Origin of the sequence: Nitrospina watsonii (genome assembly GCF_946900835.1) — a bacterium.
In the GTDB taxonomy this organism is placed as follows: Bacteria; Nitrospinota; Nitrospinia; order Nitrospinales; family Nitrospinaceae; genus Nitrospina; species Nitrospina watsonii.
Genome location: NZ_OX336137.1, coordinates 1,560,206 through 1,581,921, shown reverse-complemented (window position 1 = coordinate 1,581,921; position 21,716 = coordinate 1,560,206). Strand labels below are relative to the sequence as shown.

The 21,716-nt window shown below is 54.4% G+C and carries 29 protein-coding genes and 1 tRNA gene; 14 read left to right on the top strand and 16 right to left on the bottom strand.

The annotated features are described in order from the left end of the window. The first annotated feature begins 210 nt into the window (after positions 1–210). Positions 211–489, top strand: coding sequence for a (2Fe-2S)-binding protein (locus QML71_RS07330; protein ID WP_282011269.1), 279 nt, complete (start codon positions 211–213; stop codon positions 487–489). 34 nt (positions 490–523) lie between these two features. Continuing rightward, on the top strand, positions 524–1,699 hold the full coding sequence (gene larC, locus QML71_RS07325) for a nickel pincer cofactor biosynthesis protein LarC (RefSeq protein WP_282011268.1): 1,176 nt from the start codon (positions 524–526) through the stop codon (positions 1,697–1,699). A 9-nt stretch (positions 1,700–1,708) separates the two neighbouring features. Here the strand turns inward: larC and QML71_RS07320 are convergent, their stop codons facing one another. The 4 genes from QML71_RS07320 to QML71_RS07305 form a co-directional block, all read right to left on the bottom strand. Next, on the bottom strand, positions 1,709–1,987 hold the full coding sequence (locus tag QML71_RS07320; RefSeq protein ID WP_282011267.1) for a DUF507 family protein: 279 nt from the start codon (positions 1,985–1,987) through the stop codon (positions 1,709–1,711). Between the two features lie 14 nt (positions 1,988–2,001). Further along, complete coding sequence (locus QML71_RS07315) at positions 2,002–2,283, bottom strand: DUF507 family protein (protein WP_282011266.1); 282 nt, start codon at positions 2,281–2,283, stop codon at positions 2,002–2,004. A gap of 33 nt (positions 2,284–2,316) precedes the next feature. Next, positions 2,317–2,389, bottom strand: a tRNA-Gly gene (locus QML71_RS07310). Positions 2,390–2,394: 5 nt separating this feature from the next. After that, complete coding sequence (locus tag QML71_RS07305; protein WP_282012581.1) at positions 2,395–2,574, bottom strand: hypothetical protein; 180 nt, start codon at positions 2,572–2,574, stop codon at positions 2,395–2,397. 395 nt (positions 2,575–2,969) lie between these two features. Between QML71_RS07305 and tatC the strand changes: the two genes are divergently transcribed. Beyond that, the gene (gene tatC / locus QML71_RS07300) at positions 2,970–3,824 is read left to right on the top strand and encodes a twin-arginine translocase subunit TatC (protein WP_282011265.1); all 855 of its coding nucleotides are present in this window, start codon (positions 2,970–2,972) and stop codon (positions 3,822–3,824) included. Between the two features lie 87 nt (positions 3,825–3,911). On the opposite strand, the gene QML71_RS07295 is transcribed toward tatC, so the two are convergent. Continuing rightward, a complete protein-coding gene (locus tag QML71_RS07295) occupies positions 3,912–4,604 on the bottom strand; it encodes a CPBP family intramembrane glutamic endopeptidase (RefSeq protein ID WP_282011264.1) in 693 nt (230 codons plus the stop codon). A gap of 101 nt (positions 4,605–4,705) precedes the next feature. Between QML71_RS07295 and QML71_RS07290 the strand changes: the two genes are divergently transcribed. From QML71_RS07290 to hemC, 7 genes are all read left to right on the top strand, one after another. Continuing rightward, on the top strand, positions 4,706–5,602 hold the full coding sequence (locus QML71_RS07290; RefSeq protein WP_282011263.1) for a pentapeptide repeat-containing protein: 897 nt from the start codon (positions 4,706–4,708) through the stop codon (positions 5,600–5,602). 314 nt (positions 5,603–5,916) lie between these two features. Then, on the top strand, positions 5,917–6,396 hold the full coding sequence (gene rpiB, locus QML71_RS07285; protein WP_282011262.1) for a ribose 5-phosphate isomerase B: 480 nt from the start codon (positions 5,917–5,919) through the stop codon (positions 6,394–6,396). Between the two features lies 1 nt (position 6,397). Further along, positions 6,398–7,648 carry a serine hydroxymethyltransferase gene (gene glyA / locus QML71_RS07280; protein WP_282011261.1) on the top strand — a complete coding sequence of 417 codons (1,251 nt, stop codon included), beginning with the start codon at positions 6,398–6,400 and terminating at the stop codon, positions 7,646–7,648. Positions 7,649–7,657: 9 nt separating this feature from the next. After that, positions 7,658–8,122, top strand: coding sequence for a transcriptional regulator NrdR (nrdR, locus tag QML71_RS07275; protein ID WP_282011260.1), 465 nt, complete (start codon positions 7,658–7,660; stop codon positions 8,120–8,122). 185 nt (positions 8,123–8,307) lie between these two features. Further along, the gene (locus QML71_RS07270) at positions 8,308–9,096 is read left to right on the top strand and encodes a cytochrome C assembly family protein (protein ID WP_282011259.1); all 789 of its coding nucleotides are present in this window, start codon (positions 8,308–8,310) and stop codon (positions 9,094–9,096) included. Between the two features lies 1 nt (position 9,097). After that, entirely contained in the window at positions 9,098–10,372 is a 1,275-nt protein-coding gene (gene hemA, locus QML71_RS07265; RefSeq protein WP_282011258.1) for a glutamyl-tRNA reductase, read from the top strand. After that, on the top strand, positions 10,372–11,325 hold the full coding sequence (gene hemC, locus QML71_RS07260) for a hydroxymethylbilane synthase (protein ID WP_282011257.1): 954 nt from the start codon (positions 10,372–10,374) through the stop codon (positions 11,323–11,325). The genes hemA and hemC overlap by 1 nt, the downstream gene beginning before the upstream one ends. 7 nt (positions 11,326–11,332) lie before the next feature. Here hemC and QML71_RS07255 read toward each other — a convergent pair whose 3' ends face one another. Genes QML71_RS07255 through QML71_RS07240 form a run of 4 tightly spaced genes read right to left on the bottom strand, consistent with a single transcriptional unit; the run spans position 11,333 to position 14,795 of the window. Next, positions 11,333–11,542 carry a YgaP family membrane protein gene (locus QML71_RS07255; RefSeq protein WP_282011256.1) on the bottom strand — a complete coding sequence of 70 codons (210 nt, stop codon included), beginning with the start codon at positions 11,540–11,542 and terminating at the stop codon, positions 11,333–11,335. 25 nt (positions 11,543–11,567) lie between these two features. Beyond that, positions 11,568–12,842: a Glu/Leu/Phe/Val family dehydrogenase gene (locus QML71_RS07250; RefSeq protein WP_282011255.1), complete on the bottom strand. Its 1,275-nt coding sequence runs from the start codon at positions 12,840–12,842 to the stop codon at positions 11,568–11,570. Positions 12,843–12,849: 7 nt separating this feature from the next. Next, the gene (locus tag QML71_RS07245; protein WP_282011254.1) at positions 12,850–13,731 is read right to left on the bottom strand and encodes a DUF4824 family protein; all 882 of its coding nucleotides are present in this window, start codon (positions 13,729–13,731) and stop codon (positions 12,850–12,852) included. Next, positions 13,728–14,795 (bottom strand): DUF2157 domain-containing protein, encoded by a 1,068-nt coding sequence (locus tag QML71_RS07240; RefSeq protein ID WP_282011253.1) that lies wholly within the window; start codon positions 14,793–14,795, stop codon positions 13,728–13,730. Before QML71_RS07240 ends, QML71_RS07245 begins: the two co-directional genes overlap by 4 nt. Before the next feature lie 79 nt (positions 14,796–14,874). Here QML71_RS07240 and nadC point away from each other — a divergent pair, with 79 nt between their 5' ends. Both nadC and QML71_RS07230 read left to right on the top strand, forming a co-directional pair. Next, entirely contained in the window at positions 14,875–15,717 is an 843-nt protein-coding gene (gene nadC, locus QML71_RS07235) for a carboxylating nicotinate-nucleotide diphosphorylase (protein ID WP_282011252.1), read from the top strand. A 77-nt stretch (positions 15,718–15,794) separates the two neighbouring features. Next, entirely contained in the window at positions 15,795–16,223 is a 429-nt protein-coding gene (locus QML71_RS07230; protein WP_282011251.1) for an iron-sulfur cluster assembly scaffold protein, read from the top strand. Here QML71_RS07230 and QML71_RS07225 read toward each other — a convergent pair. Beyond that, positions 16,220–16,645: an Lcl C-terminal domain-containing protein gene (locus QML71_RS07225; RefSeq protein WP_282011250.1), complete on the bottom strand. Its 426-nt coding sequence runs from the start codon at positions 16,643–16,645 to the stop codon at positions 16,220–16,222. The genes QML71_RS07230 and QML71_RS07225 overlap by 4 nt on opposite strands. Positions 16,646–16,910: 265 nt before the next feature. On the opposite strand from QML71_RS07225, the gene QML71_RS07220 reads away from it, so the two are divergent. Further along, entirely contained in the window at positions 16,911–17,480 is a 570-nt protein-coding gene (locus tag QML71_RS07220; RefSeq protein ID WP_282011249.1) for a hypothetical protein, read from the top strand. 25 nt (positions 17,481–17,505) lie between these two features. Here the strand turns inward: QML71_RS07220 and QML71_RS07215 are convergent, their stop codons facing one another. From QML71_RS07215 to tatA, 5 genes are all read right to left on the bottom strand, one after another. Beyond that, positions 17,506–17,898 (bottom strand): CBS domain-containing protein, encoded by a 393-nt coding sequence (locus QML71_RS07215; protein ID WP_282011248.1) that lies wholly within the window; start codon positions 17,896–17,898, stop codon positions 17,506–17,508. Between the two features lie 21 nt (positions 17,899–17,919). After that, positions 17,920–18,267 carry a P-II family nitrogen regulator gene (locus QML71_RS07210; protein WP_282011247.1) on the bottom strand — a complete coding sequence of 116 codons (348 nt, stop codon included), beginning with the start codon at positions 18,265–18,267 and terminating at the stop codon, positions 17,920–17,922. An 11-nt stretch (positions 18,268–18,278) separates the two neighbouring features. Further along, positions 18,279–19,082 carry a DUF1538 domain-containing protein gene (locus QML71_RS07205; protein ID WP_282011246.1) on the bottom strand — a complete coding sequence of 268 codons (804 nt, stop codon included), beginning with the start codon at positions 19,080–19,082 and terminating at the stop codon, positions 18,279–18,281. 4 nt (positions 19,083–19,086) lie between these two features. Next, positions 19,087–19,827, bottom strand: a complete 741-nt coding sequence (locus QML71_RS07200; RefSeq protein ID WP_282011245.1) for a DUF1538 domain-containing protein — start codon at positions 19,825–19,827, stop codon at positions 19,087–19,089. Between the two features lie 122 nt (positions 19,828–19,949). Further along, complete coding sequence (tatA, locus tag QML71_RS07195) at positions 19,950–20,228, bottom strand: twin-arginine translocase TatA/TatE family subunit (RefSeq protein WP_282011244.1); 279 nt, start codon at positions 20,226–20,228, stop codon at positions 19,950–19,952. Positions 20,229–20,378: 150 nt separating this feature from the next. On the opposite strand from tatA, the gene QML71_RS07190 reads away from it, so the two are divergent. Next, complete coding sequence (locus QML71_RS07190; protein ID WP_282011243.1) at positions 20,379–20,876, top strand: leucine-rich repeat domain-containing protein; 498 nt, start codon at positions 20,379–20,381, stop codon at positions 20,874–20,876. Between the two features lie 13 nt (positions 20,877–20,889). Here QML71_RS07190 and QML71_RS07185 read toward each other — a convergent pair whose 3' ends face one another. Beyond that, positions 20,890–21,063, bottom strand: a complete 174-nt coding sequence (locus QML71_RS07185) for a flagellar biosynthesis anti-sigma factor FlgM (RefSeq protein WP_282011242.1) — start codon at positions 21,061–21,063, stop codon at positions 20,890–20,892. Positions 21,064–21,716: the final 653 nt, after the last annotated feature.

The following is a 21,716-nucleotide window of genomic DNA, read 5'->3' as shown; positions in this document are numbered from 1 at the left end:
TTAGATGAATAATCATGGGTTCCTTAATAAAATAAAACCACTTTGATATGTGTCAAGATAGGCCCTTGAATTGATTTGAGCTCTCTTACCACCACTTTTTTAACTTTTTTCGGAGGGGGGTGGACGGAAAGTAATAATTGACAGAAGGGTGAGGCAAAATTTAAAATGATAATTATTATCAATATAAATTATTGGAATTAAGGACGTTTTATGGCCTCCAGCAGTCCCGACGAGGAGATCATTTGTCAATGTTTTCAAGTCTCTGACAAGGCGATCAAGAAGCATATCCGGGACGAAGATCTGCAATCGATCGAGGAAATCACCGCCGCCTGTGGCGCCGGAGGTGGATGCCAATCCTGCCACATGCTGCTCCAGTTGTTCCTCGACCAGCACCACAAGCATCTCAAACCTGCCGCTAAACCGGATGCTCCCCGCAACGGAGAGGTTAAAAAACGGGGAATTTTCAGTAAACTGTTTGCCAGATATTGATGGCAACGTTTCTCCCTAACCGGTTTCACTTTCCATGAAAACACTTTACTTCGACTGCTACGCTGGGATCAGTGGCGACATGATTCTGGGTGCGCTGGTGGATCTGGGCGTGGATCTGAAGGCATTGCAGTCCGGTCTCAAAACGTTGGGCCTCAAGGGTTATGAGATCAAGTCCCGGCGGGTCAAACGGGGACATCTGGCGGGCATCAAGGTGGACGTCAAGGTGGGGCATTCGCATCATCATCGCGGGCTTTCGGATATCCGCACCCTCATTCAAAATTCCAAGCTGCCGGATGCGGTGAAAAGGACTTCGATCGCCGTGTTCGAACGATTGGGCCGTGCGGAAGCGCGGGTGCATCGCATTGCCCTGGACAAGGTGCATTTTCATGAAGTCGGTGCGGTGGATTCGATCATCGATATTGTCGGGGGTGTGTATGCGCTGCACCTGTTGGGCATCGATCAGGTGATGGCGTCGGCCGTCAACACGGGCGAGGGGACGGTGGCCTGCGAGCACGGCGTGCTGCCGGTTCCGGCTCCGGCGACGCTGGAGTTGCTGAAGGGCATTCCCTGTTTTTCCAGTGGCGTGCCGAAGGAATTGACCACGCCCACCGGCGCCGCCATGATCGGCCACTTCGCCGAAAAATTTCAGGGCATGCCGTTGATGACGATTTCGAAAGTCGGCTATGGCGCGGGAACCCATAAGCTCGATGACCAGCCCAACTTGTTGCGCGCGGTGCTGGGGGAGACGCTGGCGAAATCGAGCGAGCGTGTGGTGCTGCTGGAAACCAACATCGACGACATGAATCCGGAGTTTTACGATCACGTCATGGACAAGCTGTTCGCCGCCGGGGCGCTGGATGTGTACTTCACACCCATCTCGATGAAGAAGAACCGGCCCGCTGTCAAACTCTCCGCCCTGTGTCCGCCTCGCAGACAGGATGCGCTCACTAAAATTTTACTGACTGAAACTTCGACCTACGGGGTGCGTTCGTGCGAGATGGACAGGGCGGTTCTGGACCGCAAAATCGAGTCCATCAAAACGCGGTGGGGGACGGTGAAGGTGAAAGTGGGCTGGCTGGATGGGTTGCCGGTGCACATCTCTCCGGAGTACGACGATTGCCGCCGCCTTGCGGACAAGAAAAACGTGCCGTTGAAGGAAGTGTATGAAGAGGCGACGCGCCGCGCGGAAGAGGTGCTGCGGAACGGCTGAGCGGGTGCCTCAGATGCCGTGCTTTTTGAAGAATTCGTCGTAGTGTTTCTGGTACATGATTTCCCACTCGTCCGTGCCCTCGCGCAGTTTGCGCGTGGTGTAGGAATCGATAATGCGCCGCGCTTCGGCGTCCGCCTTGTCATCGATCTTGAGTTCCTCGTTGATCACCCGTGCGACTTCCAGGCGCACATCGTTGAGGTCTTCCTTGTAATCGATCTCTTCCCGGTTCTCGAAATCCCGGACAATCAGTTTGCTGATGTGGTTGACTTTTTCCCTGCTGAGTTTCATGGTTTCGCTCGCCTTTACAGGATGAGGCCGCGTTCCCGGACCAGTTTGGATTTCACCATCTGAAACACCCGCCCGTAGTCCATCATGTCCCGCTCGTAATCCTTGGTGCGGGATTCCAGAAGCAGTTTGACCTCTTCGTTGAGGCGGTCTTCAACCATCAAATCTTCGGTGATGATTTCGTGGATGATGGCTTCCAGTTTCTCGGGACGTTCGTCCCAGATAATGAAGTTATTTTCTATCAGCGATCGGACGATTTTCTTGGCAATGCGGTCTAATAATTCTTTCTGAATTCTCATGAATCTGAATTTGGATGGTTATACAAAGTCAAAAGCGGGCGACGGGGTTCGAACCCGCGACATTCAGCTTGGGAAGCTGACACTCTACCAACTGAGCTACACCCGCCTGTTTTAGTTTTCCACTAAAATCAAGAATAAGTTGTCGCCCGTGGTCTGGATATCAACGATCTCCAACCCCTTCCCACGGACCTCCTTGATAGCTTTATCCACCATTTTTTCGATGGCGTCGGCACTTTCTTCGCTGATGTTAATCACCTTGACGCCGGTGATTTTCTTGCCTGTCCCGTCCATCAATTTGGATTACCAATCTAATATATTGATTATAAAGCTTTTTTGTAAAGGGAAAAATGTCTGTTGGGTCACTCAAAGGGCGGAGCCTGTACTGGGTTGGCATTATCCAATATTTCCCGGGGCGAATCAAATAATATCCCGCCAAATTCCTGCTTTCAGGGACCTTGGTGCGGGTTGCGGCAGTTGAAATCATCATTGTATTTGCAGTGTTCTTTCAGTAAGATGCTCTCAGCAAAACAGATTAAGCATTTGAAACACAAATACATTCAATTGTGTCTTCTGCAAAGGCCTGTTTGGAGAGCGTGCTTGCCGGGAGCATCTTCAATGGGCTTTGTTTATATCATCGAGGGCTCAGTGGGTTCGAATAGCATGAACGAAAAAAGGAATGGATTACTGTGGTAGATTCCCTGGGATTCACTGACAAGATTCCTGTTTCCAGGCACCTCAAGGAATTGAAGGACCGCCTGGTGCAGACGGCCATTGTGGTCGGATTTTTTTTCGGATTGTGCTTTTACTTCATTGAAATTCTGCTGGGCTGGCTGGAAGACCCGCTTCCCAAACGTTGGGCCCACCTGACCTTCATCACGCCGACGGAACCCTTTTTCACCAACATGAAAGTGGCCTTCATGGGGTCGCTGTTCATTTCCATGCCGTTGATCCTGTACCACGTCTGGCAGTTCATCTCGCCGGGACTTAAGGTGAAGGAAAAGAAAATCACCTTCATGTTCGTGTTTTTCGGCACGCTGTTTTTCGTGTTCGGGGGCGCATTCTGCTATTTTCTGGTGGTGCCGCTGGCGTTGAAATTCCTGTTCAATTACGGTGTCCAGTTTTGGCAAATGCAGGTGACCATCGGGTTTTATTTTTCCTTCATTGTGAAATTGATCTTGGCCTTCGCGTTTGCCTTCCAGACGCCGTTGATCATGGTCCTGCTCACCAAGTTCGGCGTGATCAATACCATCAAGATGCGCATGTACCGAAAGTGGGCGTTTCTGGGTTGCTTCGGCCTGGCGGCGGTGTTGACCCCGCCGGATATCGTCACTCAGCTTCTTCTCGGCATCCCGCTTTACTGTTTGTATGAATTCGGTGTGCTGGTCTCCACGTTCTTTGAAGATCCGAAGCAACGCGAAGCGATACTGAAGCAGGTTCAGTTGGATCGTGAAATGCGCAAAGCCAAAAAAGAGGCGGAGCGTGCCCAAAAAGAGGCCAAGAAGAAAAAAGTAAAGATCAAGCCGCAGAAAAGAGCCGGGTGACCCATCCGCCTGCCTAATTTCTGAAATCCATTCTGACAGGTGTTGTTGTGGGTAAATCCCCGTATCAGGTTCCGTTCTGCACAGGCGTTAAAACAGGAACGCCAGAAACGTGACCACGCGGGGGTAGTAAAACGCCACCAGCATCCCGCCCAAAGCACAACCGGCGTGAAACACGACCGACGCCCACAGGCTTCCCGTCCAGTAGTAGAATCCCGAACAGATCAATCCAATCAGAAACAGGCTGAGCTTCAGCTCGAAATGAACCAGGGTAAAAACCGCTGCCGCGATATAAATGGCGGTCGTGGGTTTCACCACACGGAGCAGGGCAGGGAGCAGAAACCCGGTGAAGTACAGTTGCTCGACGAGGGGCACGGCCAGGACGCGGCCCGCGAAACTCATCAACAGGGAGAGAAGACCCGGCTGCGCCATCCCCCGGTTTTCCGCCCCGGCGAACAATTCGCTTTGAGCCAGTCCGGAAGCTTCGATGAACCAATCCAAAAGCGGCACCGTCACCACCACGAGAACGGCAGGAACGAGACCGATTGCGATATCGCGCCCGCGCGCGCCGGCATGAAATCCCAATTGCAGCAGGGTGACCTTGCGGGAAGCAAGCAGGGCGATCAGCACGCCTCCGAAATAGACAGGACCGACCCAGGGGGACCCGCGGTGCGGGTCGCGAAGCACCCAGTGCACCAGCGGGTAGAGAATGCACACGTAGCCGGCCAGACTCCACACCGGAATTTTGAGACTCCAGGGTGCTGTGCGTTCCGTGTGTTTCATCGCTGGGCGAATCCGTTTTTTCTTTTCATAAACATGGCTCCCATAAGGCGTCCATGATAGTATAATCGCGCCTCAAGCGTTTGCAGTAAACAGGAGATACTATGTCAGAAGAAGAGGAAGAGACCGGGTGGCGTTCCGCCGCCTTGTCAGAAGAAGACCTCAGGAAAAAAGTGGAGCTGGCCAAGCACGAGCTCGTCGGCGCCGACCTTTCCGGAATCAAGCTCAAGGGCGCCGATTTGACCGATGCCAACATGATGCGTACCGATATGAATGATGCGGAATTGACCCGAATCGATTTCCGGCGTTCGGACATGATGGGTGTCAAGTTCATCGGCGCCGTCATGAGCGACTGCAAGTTTACCGGCAGCCACCTCACGCAGGCCCGGTTCACCGACGCCAAGCTGACGCGGGTGGTTTTGGACGGAGTCCAGATTGCCAACAGCAGCTTCAAGGGTGCGGTCTTCACCCAATCAAAAATGAGCAAAGCCATCATGAGCAAGTCGGACCTCAGCGGAGTGGAGATGGTCGAGTGCCAGTTCATCCAATCCGATGCCACGCATTCCACGTTTCGCGGTATCCAGATCAGCGACTCCGATCTCAGTTTCATCAAGCTGGTGCGGGTGGACCTACGCGAAGCCGAGCTGAAAAACGTCAAACTGGAGTCCGCGAACCTGGCTCAAGCCGACTTCAGTGTGGCCACTCTGGAAAACGTGAACTTCAAAAACGCCGAGCTCGGCCAATCCAGTTTCATCAGCACCGAGATGACGGACTGCGACTTCACCGGCGCGAACCTGGAACGCTCCAACTTCAGTGAAACCGACATGACGGGGGCCAATTTGAAAGGAAGCATCCTGCACGGAGCCAACCTGGAAAAGGCTGAAAACCTGACTGCCGAGCAGATCAATGCCGCAAAAATCGATAAGCGGACGTCCCTGCCGCCTTACCTGGAAGTGGAGTGGACCTCGAAAACAGCGTTTGAATGCAAGGCTCGCGACTGATCTTTTATCAGTAAAAGTACATTATATTGGATATTTATATTATAAATTATAGAAATAGGATTAGTAAATGGCGTAAGAAAGGGGGTTGCGGCTTGTGAAGAATTGGAAGCCTTCCTCCCGAAAAGAGGCGCGATCTGATAGAATAATGCATTCAGGTTCACGATGAGCCTCTAACCTGTCTATTGGTGGAAGTGCCCAATGATTTTGGGGCTTCTTCCCAGTGCTTCCTTCGCAGCAATTCGCAGTAACGGGCGACTCAATCCTCCCGTCCTGAAATAAGAAAACCTCCTGCAACCAAGGGATTTAGACGTCGTATGAACAGAGAAAATAAAATTGGAAAGATAGTCATTGCCTCCGATCACGCAGGTTTTGAGTTGAAACAGGCGCTCATTGAGGCGATGCGGGCGGATGGCGTGGAGGTGACCGATCTGGGTCCGGACTCTTCCGACCAGGTGGATTATCCGGACTACGGCATCAAAGTGGCCGAGGCTGTTTCCGAAGATGAAGAGGTGAATGGAATCGTGATGTGCGGCACTGGCATCGGCATGTCCATCACCGTCAACCGGTTCCCCAGGGTGAGAGGGACTCTGTGCAACGATCTTTACACCGCAAAACTCTGCCGTCAGCACAACGATTCGAATATTTTGATCATGGGCGGCCGTGTGATCGGTATGGGTCTCGCGTATGAGATTGTCCGCACCTGGATGGACACGCCATTTGAAGGAGGACGCCACGGCCGTCGGCTCGACAAAATCAATAATATTCAAGCCATGCTCAGCAAAGGAGAACTTTAAATTGTCACTCTTATCAGACTTCGACCCGGATATCAGCCACGCCATCAAAGGTGAGATGGATCGCGAGAATTTCACGCTGGAGATGATCGCGTCCGAGAATTTCGTCAGCCCCCAGGTGCTGGAAGCCCTGGGCTCGGTGATGACCAATAAATATGCCGAGGGCTATCCCAATAAACGGTATTACGGCGGTTGCAAGTATGTGGACATTGCCGAGCAACTGGCCATCGACCGGGCAAAGGAGATTTTCGGGGCCGAGCACGCCAACGTGCAGCCACATTCCGGCTCGCAGGCCAACATGGCGGTGTACCACGCCGTGTGCCAACCCGGCGACACCATCCTTGGCATGAACCTGTCGCATGGCGGGCATCTGACCCACGGCGCACCGGTGAATTTTTCCGGTTACACCTATAAGGTTGTGCAATACGGGCTCAACAAGGAGACCGAGCGGATCGATTACGATGAAGTGGAAAAGCTGGCCAAGGAGCACCGCCCCAAAATGATCGTCGTTGGCGCCAGTGCTTATCCACGGGTGATCGACGCCAAACGCTTCCGCGAGATTGCCGATGAAGTGGGCGCGAAGATCATGACCGACATCGCCCATCCGGCGGGGCTGGTGGCGGCCAAGCTGTACCCCTCGCCGGTGCCGTATTCGGATTTCGTCACCACCACCACGCACAAGACTCTGCGCGGACCGCGCGGCGGTATGATCCTTTGCAAGGAAGAATATGCCAAGGATGTGAACAAGAAGATTTTTCCCGGAATCCAGGGTGGCCCCTTGATGCACGTCATCGCCGCCAAAGCCGTGGCCTTCAAGGAAGCGTTGCTGCCGGATTTCGTCGAGTACCAGAAACAGGTCATCAAGAATGCGCAGTGCCTGGGCGAGTTTCTCAAGGAGCGCAACTTCAAGATCATCAGCGGCGGTACCGACACGCATCTGATTCTGGTCGATCTCACCAACAAGGACATCACCGGCAAACAGGCGGAAGAGGCGCTGGACCTGGCAGGCATCACCGTCAACAAGAACACCGTGCCCTTCGAGACACGCAGCCCGTTCGTCACTTCCGGCATCCGCATCGGCACCCCGGCCCTGACCACGCGCGGCATGAAGGAAGACGCCATGAAGCAGATCGGTGAGATGATGGTCGGCGTGCTGGAGCATTTGGAGGACCCGGCCTACATCGAGAAAACCCGCAAGCAGGTGCGGGAACTCTGCGAACAATATCCGTTTCACATGGAGCTTTCCAACAAGTAACGAACCTCCATGAAATGTCCGAATTGTTCCAACATGGAAAACAAGGTCATCGATTCCCGCACCAACCGGGAAGGCGATATGACCCGCCGTCGCCGCGAATGCCTCAATTGCGGCGAGCGCTTCACCACGTATGAACGCATCGAAACCACGCCCCTGCTCCTTGTCAAAAAGGACGGGCGGCGGGAGGAGTTCGATCGGCGCAAAATCATGTCCGGCATCCAGAAGGCCTGCCAGAAACGCCCCGTCAGCATCGAGCAGATGGAAGACATCGTCGATAAGGTCGAAAAATACTTCCAGGAATCCGGAGAGAAGGAAGTTTCCGCCGTCACGGTTGGCGAGAAAGTGGTCAAGGAACTGTACAACCTGGATGGGGTGGCTTATGTCCGCTTTGCTTCGGTGTACCGCGATTTCAAGGATGCCAACGAGTTCCTTTCAGAGCTCAGAAACTTCGTGAAAAACAGGGAGGATCACTGAGCCCCGGCGGGTGACGCCGCAAACGGTCCCTTTCATAAAACCCTTTCTCTCTCCGCCTCTTTTTCTTTATAATTCGAAGTGATCCCCTGCGGTGACAAGGGCAGCCGTTATCCCCTAAACCGTTGTAATTCCACGTTTATCGTGATAGGATACCTTCTCTTGTTTCCACGGGCATTCAATTCGATATGAAAGTTCTGACCTTCAATATTGCCATGATCAGTTACCTGATGGCGTCGTTGGAGTATTTTGTCTATTTGATCTACCGCAGGCAGTTCGTGTCCTCGTTGGCAACCGTCACGGCGGCCGTGGGTTTGTTTTTTCATACGGTGATCATCGGCCTGCGCTCGCAGGAAACCGGCCACGGTCCTTACACGACCTCTTTTGAAGTGGCTATTTTCTTTTCCTGGGTGGTCGTGGTGGTGTACTTTATTACCCACTGGAAATACAAGATCAAGGATCTGGGGTCGTTCGTCATTCCGCTGGCATTTCTGATCCTGTTGTACGCGACCTTTCTGTCGGAAGAGGTGGTGTTTCCGGAATCTCAGTTTCGGATTTTAATGACCCTGCACCGCACGCTTTCCGTTTTGGGATTTGCCGCGTTCGCCATCGCGTTTGCGGTGGGGGTGATGTACCTGATTCAGGAGCGGCAGGTGAAGTCAAAAAAGCTGGGCATCATGTATTTTCGCATGCCACCGCTGGAGTCGATGGATCAGTTGAACTTCAGGGTGGTGGCCATCGGCTTTCCTCTGTTCACGCTGGGTTTTTTGACCGGGGGCATCTGGATCACGCAGGCGACGGAGTCGCCTTTCTTTTCTTGGGACGTGGTCAAAACCTGGCCTTTGGTATTGGGCTGGGTCATTTATGGCGTGGTGTTTTTTGGCCGGTTTTTAACCGGACTGCGGGGCCGCAAGGCGGCATGGGGGTCCGTGGCCGGGTTCATAACGGTCATGTTCAGTTATCTTTTGCACGTGTGATATGGAACACAGCAACCTGGTCATAGTCGGCGTCAATCACAAAAACACTCCCGTGGAATTGCGCGAACGGCTGGCGTTCACCCAGGGAACGATTGAGGAGTCCTCCGAGAAACTCAACGAGTGCCCGGAGATCGCCGAAAACCTGATCATTTCCACCTGCAACCGGGTGGAGATTTATGCCCGCGTCAACGACATCAACAACGGCATCCATCGCCTGAAGCGCTTCATCTCCGACTACCACCAGATTCCTCTGGATGTTCTCGAAGAACACTTCTACTCGTACACGGAAGACAAAACCATAGAACATCTGTTTCGCGTGTCATCGAGTCTCGATTCGATGATCATCGGCGAAGCGCAGATCCTGGGGCAGGTCAAAGATGCCTACAGTCTGGCGCGTTCGCTCCGCACCACCGGCATTTTCCTGAATCAGCTTTTTGAAAAGGCCTTCAACGTCGCCAAGAAAATCCGTGAGGAAACGGGCATCTCGGAGAGTGCGGTGTCGATCAGTTCCGCCGCCGTGGAGTTGGCGCGCAAGATTTTCGACAACCTGGAAAACCACACCGTCATGCTGGTCGGTACCGGCGAGATGGCGGAGTTGGCGGCGCGGCACCTCATGACCTACGGATTGAAAACCGTGTATGTGGCCAGCCGCACGTACGAACGCGCCGCCGGCTTGGCCAAAACGCTGAACGGCAGCGCCCTCGACTTCGACGCATTCAAGGAAGAATTGTACCGCGCCGACATCGTCATCAGTTCCACCGCCGCCCCCAATTTCATCATCACCAAAGAGATGGTGGAGGAGGCGTTGCACAAACGCAAGAACCGATCCATGTTTTTGATCGACATCGCGGTGCCGCGTGACATTGCGCCGGAGGTCAACGACCTGGAAAACGTGTACCTGTACGACATCGACGACCTGCAAAACGTGGTCGATGCCAACGTGAAGGAGCGCGAGAAGGAAGCCGAGATGGCCATGGAAATCATTCACTCGGAAGTGGTTAAATTCAATACCTGGATCGAGTCGCGGGACGCCGTTCCCACGATCATCGGCCTGCGCAACCGCGTCGAACACATCCGCAAGCAGGAACTGGACAAAACCCTCAAGCGCATGGGACACCTGTCCGGCGAGGACAAGAATGCCCTCGAACAAATGACGCTTTCCATCATCAATAAAATTCTTCATAAACCCACGGTCAACCTGAAGGAGAAGACGCGCACTTCCGAAGGCCAGGCTTATCTGAAAGCCATCCGCGACCTGTTTCATCTGGACGATTAATGGACCCCCTATTTGCATCGATCTACCAAATCCATGAACTGCGCATCGGCACCCGCGGCAGCCCGCTTGCCCTGTGGCAGGCCAACTGGATCAAATCCCTGCTCGAAGCGGAGCACGAGGATTTGACCGTATCTCTGGTCAAGATCAAAACCTCCGGCGACAAAATCCAGGATGTGCCTCTGGCCAAGGTGGGCGGCAAGGGATTGTTCACCAAGGAAATCGAAGAAGGTCTGCTGCGCAACGAGGTCGATATCGCCGTGCACAGCATGAAGGACGTGCCGATGAAGCTGCCGCCGGGACTCATCCTTTCCGTCATCACGGAGCGGGAAGACCCGCGCGACGCGTTGATCTCCCGGGAAGGTAAAAAGCTGGACGAACTGCCCGAAGGCGCGAAAGTGGGTACCGGCAGTTTCCGCCGCACCACGCAGCTTTTGGCGTACCGCCCCGATCTGAGCATTGTGCCCATGCGCGGCAACATCGGCACCCGTCTCGAAAAAATGGAAACGGAAAACCTGGATGCCATCATTCTGGCGGCGGCGGGTTTGAACCGGATGGGGATGGGAGACCGCATCACCGAGTGCATTCCACCGGAAATCATGTTGCCGGGAGGCGGGCAGGGCGCGGTCGGGATCGAAACGCGCAAGGACGATCCTGGCGTGATGGATCGTATTTACGCGCTCGAACACGATGAGACCCATACCGCACTGGAAGCGGAACGTTCGTTTTTACATCGTCTGGAAGGCGGCTGTCAGGTGCCGATCGGCGTCTATGCGACCGTGGACGGCGAGGCGCTGCACATCCGCGGCATGGTGGGCAGCCTGGACGGCAAACAGATCTTCAAAACCGAAGGCACCGGCGCCATTCAGGATGCGGTCAAGCTGGGAGATGACTGTGCCAAGGAAATCCTGGGGCAGGGAGCGGGCCGGATTCTCGACGAAATCTATAACCGCTGAGACGCGGTCAGCGTGTTTTGTGGCGGGGGCAGTACGTGCTGACTCCAAATATGGAGTAGATGAAGCAGGTGCCGGTCATGCCGGTGATGATGATGACCAGGCCGACCAGCGCCGTCACCCAGCCCCATACGCCTCCGGACAGCACACCACTCAGAACCAAAGCGACTCCCGCCATCAAGCGAACCAATCTGTCAATGTGACCAAGGTTGTAGGCCATCGAATTTCCTTTCCCGTATTGAGTGTCACAACCAGTATTCTTCAGGTTTTCCCAGCCGCTCTTCGGCCAGCCGGGTGGCCTCTTCCCGAAAAATAATATCCTTGCCCGCGCGTTCTTTCAACCTTTTCGTAATCGTCGTGATGTTTTTATTGACGGTTTCAAAAATCAGGTTTTCTACATACGTCCTGCCGTAATTCCCCTGGTCCAGCACCTTCTTCCGGTAAGCTTCGTCCTGGGTCATCCTCACTTCCACGGCACACCCGATCACGCCGCCGCAGTTGACGATGAAGTCGGTGTAAGAAGTTATTTTTTTCCGGTTTTCCAGATAGTACTCGGTCATTTTGTTGCTGGGAGTGTTGGCGCCCTGGAAAATCCTGCCGCACAGCAGCCGGTCCGCATTGCGGGCGGTGATGGCGTCCGGCCGGGCAGCGGGGATGAGGATATCGCAAGGCGCTTCCAGCAGACGGCCGACATTTCCGTCAAAAAACTTTTTGTCCACCGTGCCATGATAGGCCGCAAGTCCTTTTGGATTGCCCCGCACCTTGTCGAGTTCGCGAACCTGCAGGCCTTTCGAATACCACAGGGCGGTGTTGACGTCGGAGACTCCGACGATGAGCGCCCCGTCCGCAGCCAGTTTCCCGGCGATGGCGGCGCCGACATTGCCGTAGCCCTGAATGACAACGCGCGCACCCTTGATTTCGAAGCTGGGATCGAGTTGTTCCAGCGTCTTGATAGCGGCATACAGGCTGTGCCCGGTCAATCCCCACTTGTCGATGGGAATGCCGCCTTTGGCGAAGGGGCGGCCTGCACCCCCGCGTCCATGATTGGAGTCACCCAACACGTCGGCGTTGTACTGGAAAATCCGTTGGATGTCGTTTTCGTCCGTGCTCATGTCCGGCGCGGCGATGTAATTGTCGATGGGAAAGATGGCCTCGGCAAACGCGCCGATCAGATCCTGTTTCACTCCTTTGCCTAAAGTGAATTGATTCGGGTCGAACACGATTCCGGACTTGGCTCCGCCATAGGGCAGATTGGCCGCACTATTTTTCAGCGTCATGGCGCGGGCCAGCCGCATGATCTCCCAGATGGAAAGGTCGGAGGCGATGCGGATGCCGCCCAGGCCGGAACCCCGGCGGGTGTTGTCGATCACCACATAGCCCCAGATGTTTTTGGTTTTGGGATCGAGGATTTGGAATTTGTGTTGAGGCGGCTGGTCCGCTGGAACAAAATGACGTTGTTCCCGGGCCTCCAGCATGGAAGGTTCCGCCTCCAGTTTTTCGGGAATTCTTAGTTTGCTCAAGATCGCCTCATCTCAGTTCTTGCAAGTCAGTAATCCACGGTTCGTATCTTCTACCATAATTCAGTGTAACGGCATAACGCGGTCCCATGCCATTTTTTATGCGGGTGCGTGATGTGGCATTATTCCAGTATCGGGGTTTTGAAATCAGGGTGAGAAATCGATCTCGAAAGAGATGGGGAATGTGCAACTGGTCCACAAGAATCTGATTGATAAATCCGCTTATAACCGGTGTTCGGGTTTTGGATTCGGCATCGTTTCTCTGATACAAATAGGTGAGGCGCGTGCGTACGATGCCACGAGCAATAATATAACGGGTTCGGTCCGGATAGCGGCTGCGCAACGCCTCGGCGTCGGGGCCGACGTTCACGGCGAACAAACGGGTCTGCGTGACCATCTTGCGTTTGAGGTCATCGATCTGCCGGGTCAGTGTTTTTTTCTTGCCGGGATCAGTCTCCTGCGCGAGATCCGCCTTCAGCGTGGCGTAATACTCCGCCGCTCCCCGCCGCCAGTCCTGCCAGGCAGGCCCTTCCATTTCAAGAACGATGAATGCGGTGCGCGGCAATTGATGACTGTAATAATCATAGGCCCGTGTCGCCGTGGCGGGAACATCGACGCGAAACCCCAGATCACGCACCTTGTTCTCCGTGAACCAGCTCGACTCCGGATTGTAATGGCCCGGTTTCTGGAACCCCGGCATCTGCCATTCCAGACGCAAAAACAGGCCGGTATTTTCCCGGTCCTGGCGGGCGGTCGGCAGTTCACGCTCGGTCAGTGTGATGCGTGTGTCGGGTTCGCCGGAACGGTTGTACACCACGCCGCCGATCACCCAGATGTTGGTGAACAGAAGCAGACCGAAGGCCAACGGCAGCCCGTAGCGTTTGAGGTTCATAAGGCCTCCCGGAAGCGTCCGCGCATGCTGCGAAAAAATACCAGCAGGCCAATGGTGATGAGACTGAGTATGAAAAAGAAAAGCGATTTGGGAAGCGTGTCCCACCACCAGTCAAAAAACTTGGTGTAAAAAAACAGGGTGCAGAAGGTCGTGCCGATATGGGTGATTCCCGGGTACCGGAGCCGCACACCCAACCAGAGGGTGAGGGAATACGACACCAGTGCTGCCACTTGATAACTGAGTTCAATCTGGTTGTGATCGGCCAGCAGGTAACTGCAACGTCCGCAATGAGACATGATCAGCAAGGCGATATGGATGGACAGCAGGCCGACGAGGTAATAAAACCAGGCAAAATGCGGGCTTTGGCGATGGCCGATCAAAAAGGGGAGGGTCAGTAAAAGGGCGCCGCCCACGATGAAGTTTTCCGGACGTTCGCCGAAATGGAGCCAGTAGATTCCGGAGAACGCGCCCACCGTGGCCGACAGGTAACCGAGCAGGCACAGCAGGCCGGCCAACAATAACAGGCGCAAGCCAAACCGATAAGCGAGAATGATGCTGAACGCGCCCCATACGAGAAAGGCGTTTTGTGAAGGCGTGATATTGTACAGGGAACCCATGACCTGAAGGTTCAACACAAATCCGACGAAGGCGACGAGGCCGATCAATGATGCATAGTAACCGGACCGTTCCCGCTTGGCCGCCACCGTCATGGCCAGCATGGCCGCAACCGGCAGCGTGATGACTGTCACGATTTGCACGGACTCCGGGATCAGTCCCCATATCTGGTAGAAGAAGAAAAAAATGCTGGCGCACAAGGCCAGCCCGCCAAGGAAAGTGAGAATCCGCATGCCCAGCGAAAGCTGTTTTTCGTGGTCGGTGATGTCGGTATCGAATTGCTGTTTGAACCGGGCAACGAGATCGTTGTGATACGTTTCGATCAGCCTGCGGGTCTCGTAGGGCAGGCGGATCACGCCCGTGCGCTCCATTTCAAGCAGTTCCTTTTGAAATGCCTGAATGCGATCGACCCGCTGCTGAGCCTGCTTTTTGTTGGCGAAACGATCCATCAATGATTACCAAACCGTGGCGTGAGACGGGGTTCTGTGCTACTTTAAATGGCTCAAATTGTTGTGCTTATATGAGAACATGAGACCTCAACCAAAACAAGAACAAATAGATGACTGGGTGCAGCGTTCGCTGGCGGAGGACCTGGGACCGGGTGACATCACCACCGATGCGCTGGTCGATCCCACCGTTTTTGGCCGTGCCCGGATTGTTGCCAAGCAGGACATGGTGTTATGCGGGGTGGATATTGCCCGCACGGTATTCACGCATCTGGATCGGGGAATGACGTGTTCCGAAGAGCGGGACGATGGCAGCCTCCTGGCTGAAGGGGATGTGTTGCTTGCGGTTGCGGGCAAGGCGTCGGCGCTGTTGAAGGGCGAGCGTACGGCGCTGAACATCCTGCAACGCTTGAGCGGTATCGCCACCCTGACCCATGCTTTCGTCGAGAAAGCGGGACCGGTGCAGATACTCGATACACGCAAGACCACGCCGGGCCTGCGTGTCTTTGAAAAGTACGCGGTGGCCTGCGGTGGCGGCATCAATCACCGTTTTGGTTTGTTCGATGCGGTGCTGATCAAGGACAATCACATCAAAATGGCGGGCGGCATTGCGGCGGCTTTGGAACGCATGCAGGCGGCCCGGCCTCCGGGCCTCATCGAAATCGAAGCCACCAATCTGGAGGAAGTGGAGGCCGCGGTCGAAGGCGGGGCGGATGTCATCCTGCTCGACAACATGTCCTCGGACCTGATCGCGAAGGCTGTAACTTTTGTGGACAGGCGGGCGCGCACTGAAGCCTCCGGCATGATGACCCTGGAGCGCGTGGCCGAGCTGGCTGGCCTGGGGCTGGATTGCATTTCCGTCGGGGCGCTGACGCACTCCGCGCCGGCGGTGGACATCAGCATGAATTTTGATCTGCCCGGCTGAGCCCGGATTCTGTTTCCATCGACTTCGCTCCATGTATAATAAGAGAGAATAGATGTGTATTTTCCGAGGACAGCACTGTGCCCTGTAAAGACAGCTCGGCTTTGATGTCGGTTCAACTCGACGCGGGAGACCGCTTGCTGAATTATGCCTTCAACAAGATCACCTGCAGCCGCAACATCGGAGCCGAAAACAATTACCGGGATTTCTGTCGCGGTAAGACCGTGCAGGATATTCTGGATATTCAGTTTTCCACTCTCATCGAGACCCTGAACCTGATCGATACCGAAGAACAGTTTCTGGTGTATCTGGAATGGGACGCCCTGCGCTCGGCGCTCTATCAATATTCCGGCCAGGTCGAAGGTGTCGAAACCGACCGTTACCGCATTGCCTCGATCGAATACTCGGAGACGGGCGAGGCCGAGATCAATCTCGTTATCCATCCGCCCGAAGAGCTTCCCAAAATCGAGTCCTGCCACAGCCGCGCCCGCAAGGAAAGCCGCCTTTAATCATCGGGCCACAGTCGCACCGGGCGCACGTAGCCCTGCGAAAAATCCTGATCAAAATGCTGGGCCATCCCGTTCTGGAATTCGATGAAAAATGCCGCCTGCTGATCGAAAGGCAGGCACCAGGAGCCGATCCCGCACCCCGGTTCGAACAATTCGCTGATGTGAATTTCCTTATTGGAACGGGCGTTCAACGTGAGGTTGGGGTCGTAGAGTTTTTCGATTTCCTCTCTTTCCGGCATGCGCCAGTCGTGAAAGCCCATATAGTCTTTTTTGTTCAACTCATCGATGAATGAGAGGGCTTCCTGAAAATTGACCCAGTCTCCGGCTATTTGAAAGGAGTCCTTCTTGGCCCAGGCCAGTCCGGTTTCATTGTCCTGGATGGTGCCGTCGCCGTTGTCCACAAATCGGAGTTGCTCGCTCATAAGACCTTTCCTCTACAGTTTGAAATGGTTTCGTATTCGTTGGAAATGGAAACAGTCGATCCCATGCTTGCGGGATGATGTGTTTTTGCGTCTTGATGTCAACGAAGGGTTCCCCAAGAGACGGGGAATATTTCGCTAGACGATGAGGTCATAATTTTATACATTATGACAAAAATTTCAAACCACCTCTTGAATTTATCCCGTCTTCCTTATGAAACCTTTTACGCTGGCACGGGCCCTTTGCACGCGGGCATTCCCCATCTGGATGGCGTCGCTCTGGCTGTTGCCGGAGGTGGCCGCGGCGGGTCCGGCAGAGGCCTGGCTTCACACGCAGGCCATGACGGCGCAGTCGCCGACTGCCGAGCCTTGCGGCGAATCGGTCCCGCCCCTGGAGTTTTATGAGCAGGTCAGCGGCTATGTTCTGGTGGCGGCGTTCGGCTTCATCATTCCGGCGATCCTGTTCAACAGCAAAAAAGCCAAAAAGATTTTAGGAATACTGGGTGCCTTGTTTCTCGGAGGATGGAGTTACCTCGCCTACGGCATCGATTATGAGGAAATCAAAAAAACCATCTTCAATTACAATCTGCAGGCGGAGCAGACTCTCGCCAACATCGCCGAAGCGCAGGACCGGTACAAGTCGGAGCACGACACCTATATCGATGATCTGGGAAAACTGCGGTCGCATTTATTCGGAGCGCATGGCCTCAAGCAGTGCGTGAAAATACTCGAATTGAACGTGCAATGGGATCATTGGTCAGCGAAGGCCAGGCACGTCTCCAGTCCCCACACCGTGGAATGGGACAGCACCAGCGGCAGCTCGCTGAAAAAGGGCTAGGGCCGCTCCGGCGCAGAACGTTGCCTCATTCCTCCCGCCAGTTTTTGACGATCCCGTTCAAAGAAATCATCCCCACCACGTCATTGCTTTCCATCACCATTGCATACGAAACGTTGAAGTTGGTCAGCAGACGGGCGGCGTAGGGTATGGGCATGCTGGCCTGTACGGAGAGCACCGGTTTGGACATGATTTCGTAAACGTGGGTCTCGTGCACCTTGAGGCGTTCGCCGATGACTTTGCGCGCAACGTCCTTGAGAGTCATGATGCCGTACACATCGTCTTCGTTGCGGGGCTCGACCAGCGCCACGTGCATGTTGCCGTCCTGCATACGGCGCAACGCATCGGAGACGCGGGTGACGCCATCCAGTTTCAAAAAATCCGGCATCATGACATCCCGGACCCGGGGTGTTTGGGCCATGATGTTACCTCCTCGATGACATTAAAAATAACGCTCCCGGGCATCTTTTTCCAAAAGAGGGATCTGGCTTTCCAGACCGATGGCCCGATCGACCACCCATGAAAACGCAATGCCGTTGCCCGGCTCGTGGAGCTGGCCGGACTCATAGATGGCGCCCATGATCTGGTCGGAGTTGAAGTCTTCCACCAGAAACAGCAGCATGTCCTTTTGCGCTTCCATATTGAGTCCAAATAATGATTTTTTTTCGTGCACCCCTTCGCCGCGGGCATTGAGTATGGTCACCCCCGTGGCGCCCGCTTTTTTGGCGGCCTCGATCACATCGTCCTGATAATCGTCGTTCACCAGAGCAAGGATCACTTTAAAACGCATTGCAACCTCCATCAGGCAGAAGGCTGGGACAGCCTTCTTTTCTGGATAACTTGGGCGATCATAGCATACGCCATGACCGTCATCATGGGGAACATCGCCGCCATGGCAATGAGCCCGAATCCATCCAGGAGGGGAGAGCTTCCCGGAACGTTATGGGCCAGCCCCAAGCCCAGAGCCACCAGCAGCGGTACCGTGACGGTGGAAGTGGTGACGCCGCCGGAGTCGTAGGCCAGCGGCACGATGAATTTCGGGGCAAAGTAAGTCTGGGTCAATAACAAAATATAGCCAAGGATAATATAATACTGGATCGGGGTGCCGACGATGATCCTGTAAGTACCCAAAGCCACCCCGGTTCCCGAACCCAGCGCCACTGCGATGCGTAAACCCCAGGCGGAAATGGCTCCTGTCGTGATGTCTCGTGCTTTGAGCGCGACCGCAATCAGGGCCGGCTCCGCCATGGCGGTGGAGAAACCAATCAGGAACGCGAACAGGATGGTCCATGAATAAAAAACCGGGGGGATGCGTTTTCCGTTTTCCAGCATCGCTTGCACAACAGGGTCCTCCGGTGACAAAAACTGAGGGTCGGAAAGCTGGGACGCCATGGCCTCGCCCAAAGGAAAAATGCATTCATTGAGGCCGATGATAAAGATAGCCAGGCCGACCACCGTCATCACCAGCCCGAAAAAAATCCTTCGAAAATGAGGAATGGATTTCCTCAGCACGGCGAATTGAAAAAACGACAGCACCAGTATGATGGGCAGGACGTCCCATGCGGTGGACTCCAGGGAAACCAGTATTTGATCGAGGAAGCTCATCGTTTCAGCTCATGTATAAAGATCCGTAGATCATGACGAAAAGAATCGGCGTGAGGCTGGCCAGTGCGATCATACCGAATCCGTCAATGATGGGATTCCGGCCACGTATGGAGGTGGCGAGGCCGACGCCCAGTGCCGTGATCAAGGGAACGGTCAGGGTTGATGTGGTGATGCCTCCGGCATCGTAAGCGATGCCGATGATGGAATGCGGTGCGAAGGCCGTCATGATGACGATCAGGGCGTAGCCGATCAGGATGAAGGTTACCAGCGGCCAGCCCTTGAGGATACGCAGCACTCCCATGGCTCCGGCGAAACCCACGGACAGAGCAATGGTGAGACGGAGCCCGAGGACAAACCGGGTCACTTCACCGGGCTGGTCGGGAATGGCCCCGGCCCTGGCAATCATCTCACCGGCCTTGTTGGCGATCACGGTGAGTGCAGGCTCCGCAATGGTCGTCGCAAATCCCAGCATGAACCCGAACAGGAGGATCCACCACGGATTGCCCTTCAGCGCAAACTGATTGGCGATGCGTTCGCCGATAGGGAACAGGGCAATCTCCAGACCCTGAACGAAAAAGAAAAGACCGGTGACGACGAGTGCAAACCCGAACAGGGTTTCTGTCAGGTTGGGAAACGGTTTTTGAATGACGACGATTTGAAAAAACGAAATGACCAGCAGGATAGGAAGGACATCCAGGCAGGCGGAAAAAATTCTGGAAGATAAGTATCGGAACGAATCACCCATTCCATTTCCGAAACAAGGGGGCCGCCTTCATTTGAATGCAAAAGGGCAGGCCTGATATGGATGAACCCATCAAGACCTGCCCGTAAAGCCGGTAACCGACGCAAGGGCATCGGCGATTTTGTTCAGGCAGGGGAAGCCGGTTTTTCAGATTCGGGAGCCGGGGAGCCATCGCCGCTGTCGGGAGCCGGATTGGCCTCCGCCGTGTTTTCTATCGCGGCCGGCTGCGCGTCGCCTTCGCCTTCGGGTTTCTCATCCAGTCCATCCACTTCTTTCATGGACGACTTGAAATTCTTGATACTCTGACCAAAAGCGCTACCGATCTGGGGAAGTTTCCCGGCACCGAAAATAATCATGATGATGACCAGAATGATCATCAATTCGGGGAAGCCAATTCCCATCATAATTGCGGTCTCCAAAAAATACGGACATTAATCTTTCGCGGTTGAGTATAACAAAATTATCATAAAAACCAACAATTTAATAGGGTTTGATTGACTTGCGCCCGCAACCCTCTAAAATGAGACAATCAGAACTTTTTCAAGGACTCGCCCGTGAACCAGGACTATGTGTTGGAGCTGTTTTTCTCGCTGAAAGGCGATCTCAACAAGATCAATGCCGTCATCGATGAAAAGATGAAACGCATTCAGACGCGAAAGATCACCACCTTCGAAAAGTTCATCCTGTCCCGCATCGCCGCCAACCCCAAGGTCCTGCGCATGGTCAATATGGAAATCACCGCTGCGGAAGCGGCGTACCTGAGCCTGTATCCGGACCTGAAAGAGGTGGAGGTGCTGGACCTGCGGCAGAATTATCTGGGAGATGAAGGGCTGGAGGTGCTGGTCAAATCCCCGATCCTGAAAAACCTGCAAGAGTTGGATTTGCGCAGCAACCAGATCACCCGGCTGGGTCTGGAGAGGATGGCCGGGGTGGACAACCTGGTGCATTTGAAGAAAGCCGATTTTCGTTCGAACCGGTTGGGCCAACGGTGGGAGACGAAACTGAAAGAGTCGGCGTTTTATCCCGAGCTGGAGGAAGTCCGAACGGTATGACGCCGGGGCGCGGTCAGTTCAGCCACGGATTGCGCCCGTCCCGGATTTTCTGAACCATTTTTTCGGCGATCTCCCGGGCTCGCACCTTGTACGCTCCCGTCTTCAATCCAACCCGAAAATGATCGACCACTTCCCGCCGGATTTCCGAACCTTTCCCTTTTTTGCCGTTCTCTGATTTTTTGCTCATAGTGCGTCCCATTGCATTCCCGTGTGTGAGTTTCGAGTTTATTTCCTGACTATCAACAAGAGTTGTGACGATCCACCTGTTGCGGTGCTTACCCGTAACGCCGGTGGAGCGTATCGGAATGATCCGAGGCCGGTAAACCGGGCTTCATCAAGGGATAGAAAGCCAGGGCCTGCAAGGAAGCGCAAGGGTGCTTTCTGTTTGAGTTGCTGCTGGACAGCTCAGGCTGTGGCGAAGACTGACCGGGGGCCTGACGCCCGATCGTTGCTTTCTGCAGACGGTGATTCGCTGGGGCCATTTTTTCCATCCTCCTTGATGTCAATGGCTTCGAATGAGATGAACCCATCTTCCCGATGGTTACTTTATATTACGGAATTTGAAGGAATTTCTTGAGGGATTGGGATTGCAGATTCTGCAATAGGAATCGAAAATAACGGCGGACCGGTCGCGGACTCCGTTTGAAATCTTCCGTACTTTATTGATAAATCGCCCCTTATGTAGCCTTAGGAGAAGGCCGGTCCCTGCTGAAATATTCTCCGGGGGGAGGGCGCCATAGCGGCCCGCGCGGCATCCCGCAGATTGTTCCTGCACGAATTTTTGGAAGGCGTTAAAATCCTGTAAACGTCGGCAACATCCAACACGAATGATTCCATCTC